The following is a 3661-nucleotide window of genomic DNA, read 5'->3' as shown; positions in this document are numbered from 1 at the left end:
TGCAGTTCCTGCTGTGGCAGCGTCATACCAAGTCACTCCTGATTCTGTCGTAGCCAAATCAGCAACTTTCTTATTATCCACTTTACAGAATTCCTGTGTCGTTTGATTTGTCGTTGGCGTTTGAGGATCACTCAAAGTAACCGTTACCGCCAATCTTGTTGGACTTTCGCAAGTGCCAACTTTTAATGAACCATAATAAACCGTTCCGTTGGTTAATATTGTCGTTGATGGTACAATATTTCCTGCTGTTGCCGCATCGTACCAAGTCACTCCTGATTCAGTCGTAGCCAAATCAGAAACTTTCTTATTATCCACTTTACAGAATTCCTGTGTGGTATTGGCTGTCGTTGGCGTTTGAGGATCGCTTAAAGTAACTGTGACAGCCAATCTTGTTGGGCTTTCACAAGTTCCTACTTTTAGAGAACCGTAATAGATTGTCCCATCAGTTAGTGCTTGAGTTGATGGTACAACATTTCCTGCTGTGGCAGCATCGTACCAAGTCACTCCTGATTCAGTCGTAGCCAAATCAGCAACTCTTTTGTTGTCTATTTTACAGAATTCCTGAGTAGTTTGATTTGTAGTTGGTGTTTGAGGATCACTCAAAGTAACCGTTACAGCCAATCTTGTCGGGCTTTCGCACGTTCCTACTTTTAGAGAACCGTAATAAACCATTCCGTTGGTTAATGTTGTCGTTGATGGTACAACATTTCCTGCTGTTGCCGCATCGTACCACGTCACTCCTGATTCAGTCGTAGCCAAATCAGAAACTTTTTTATTATCCACTTTACAGAATTCCTGAGTAGTTTGATTTGTAGTTGGTGTTTGAGGATCACTCAAAGTAACCGTTACAGCCAATCTTGTTGGACTCTCACAAGTACCAACTTTTAGAGAACCGTAATAAACCGTTCCATTGGTTAATGTTGTCGTTGCTGGTACAATATTTCCTGCTGTTGCCGCATCGTACCAAGTCACTCCTGATTCAGTGGTATCCAAATCAGCAACTTTCTTATTGTCTATTTTACAGAATTCCTGAGTAGTTTGATTTGTAGTTGGCGTTTGAGGATCACTCAAAGTAACCGTCACCGCCAATCTTGTCGGGCTTTCGCATGTTCCTACTTTTAATGAACCGTAATAGATTTTGTTATTTTCTAAAACAGTTGTTGAAGCGATAACATTTCCTGCTGTTGCCGCATCGTACCAAATCACTCCTGATTCAGTCGTAGCCAAATCAGAAACTTTTTTGTTGTCTATTATACAAAATTCCTGTGTGGTTTGATTTGTCGTTGGTGTTTTTGGATCACTTAAAGTAACTGTTACGGCTAATCTTGTTGGGCTTTCGCAAGTGCCAACTTTTAGAGAACCGTAATACACTTTATTGTTTTCTAAAACTGTTGTCGAAGCGATAACATTTCCTGCTGTTGCCGCATCGTACCAAGTCACTCCTGGTTCAGTGGTAGCCAAATCAGACACTTTTTTATTATCTATTTTACAGAATTCCTGTGTGGTATTGGCGGTTGTTGGCGTTTGAGGATCACTCAAAGTAACCGTTACAGCCAATCTTGTTGGGCTTTCGCAAGTGCCCACTTTTAAAGAACCGTAATAAACTTTATTGTTTTCTAAAGCGGTTGTTGAAGCGATAACATTTCCTGCTGTTACAGCATCATACCACGTCACTCCTTGTTCTGTTGTAGCCAAATCAGCAACTTTTTTATTATCCACTTTACAGAATTCCTGTGTCGTTTGATTTGTCGTTGGCGTTTGCGGATCACTCAAAGTAACCGTTACAGCCAATCTTGTTGGGCTCTCGCAAGTACCAACTTTTAGAGAACCGTAATAGATTTTGTTATTTTCTAAAACTGCTGTTGAAGCTATTATATTTCCTGCTGTGGCAGCATCGTACCAAGTCACTCCTGATTCAGTGGTAGCCAAATCAGAAACTTTTTTGTTGTCTATTTTACAGAATTCCTGTGTGGTATTGGCTGTCGTTGGTGTTTGAGGATCACTCAAAGTAACTGTCACCGCCAATCTTGTCGGGCTTTCGCAAGTGCCCACTTTTAATGAACCATAATAAACCGTTCCGTTGGTTAATGTTGTCGTTGATGGTACAACATTTCCTGCTGTAGCCGCATCGTACCAAGTCACTCCTGATTCTGTTGTAGCCAAATCAGAAACTTTTTTGTTATCCACTTTACAGAATTCCTGAGTAGTTTGATTTGTAGTTGGCGTTTGAGGATCACTCAAAGTAACCGTTACCGCCAATCTTGTTGGGCTTTCGCAAGTTCCTACTTTTAATGAACCGTAATAAACCGTTCCGTTGGTTAATATTGCCGTTGATGGTACAACATTTCCTGCTGTGGCAGCATCATACCATGTTACACCACTTTCTGTCGTAGCCAAATCAGAAACTTTTTTATTATCCACTTTACAGAATTCCTGTGTGGTATTGGCTGTCGTTGGTGTTTGAGGATCACTCAAAGTAACTGTCACCGCCAATCTTGTCGGGCTTTCGCATGTTCCTTCTTTTAGAGAACCGTAATAAACCATTCCATTGGTTAATATTGTCGTTGCTGGTACAACATTTCCTGCTGTTGCCGCATCGTACCATGTTACACCACTTTCTGTTGTAGCCAAATCAGATACCTTCTTATTGTCTATTTTACAGAATTCCTGTGTAGTATTCGCAGTTGTTGGCGTTTTTGGATCACTCAAAGTAACTGTTACAGCCAATCTTGTTGGACTCTCGCAGGTTCCTACTTTTAGAGAACCGTAATAAACTTTATTGTTTTCTAAAACTGCTGTTGAAGCGATAACATTTCCTGCTGTTACAGCATCGTACCAAGTCACTCCTGATTCAGTCGTAGCCAAATCAGAAACTTTTCTATTATCCACTTTGCAGAATTCTTGTGTCGTTTGATTTGTCGTTGGCGTTTGAGGATCACTCAAAGTAACGGTTACCGCCAATCTTGTTGGGCTTTCACAAGTTCCTACTTTTAATGAACCGTAATACACTTTATTGTTTTCTAAAACAGTTGTTGAAGCGAGTGCAGTTCCTGCTGTTGCCGCATCGTACCAAGTCACTCCTGATTCAGTCGTAGCCAAATCAGAAACTTTCTTATTATCCACTTTACAGAATTCCTGTGTGGTATTGGCAGTCGTTGGTGTTTGAGGATCGCTCAAAGTAACCGTTACCGCCAATCTTGTCGGGCTTTCGCATGTTCCTACTTTTAGAGAACCGTAATAGATCTTATTGTTTTCTAAAGTTGTCGTGGCTGGTACAACATTTCCTGCTGTTGCCGCATCGTACCAAGTCACTCCTGATTCAGTCGTAGCCAAATCAGATACCTTCTTATTGTCTATTTTACAGAATTCCTGAGTAGTTTGATTTGTAGTTGGTGTTTGAGGATCACTCAAAGTTACTGTTACCGCCAATCTTGTTGGACTCTCGCAAGTACCAACTTTTAGAGAACCATAATAGATTTTGTTATTTTCTAAAACTGCTGTTGAAGCTATTATATTTCCTGCTGTTGCAGCATCGTACCAAGTCACTCCTGATTCAGTCGTAGCCAAATCAGAAACTTTCATATTATCCACTTTACAGAATTCCTGTGTGGTTTTATTGGTCGTTGGCGTTTGAGGATCGCTCAAAGTAACTGTTACCGCC

Annotated in this window: 1 protein-coding gene; it reads right to left on the bottom strand. The window is 40.8% G+C overall.

The features are described from left to right. Positions 1 to 3661: Ig-like domain-containing protein (locus FLA105534_RS00130; RefSeq protein WP_455424115.1), on the bottom strand; the 3661-nt coding region annotated here is incomplete at both ends.

The organism is Flavobacterium collinsii (genome assembly GCF_902804485.1).
In the GTDB taxonomy this organism is placed as follows: domain Bacteria; phylum Bacteroidota; class Bacteroidia; order Flavobacteriales; family Flavobacteriaceae; genus Flavobacterium; species Flavobacterium collinsii.
Note: the sequence above shows the minus strand (reverse complement) of the source record. Positions and strands in the feature narration are given on the sequence as shown.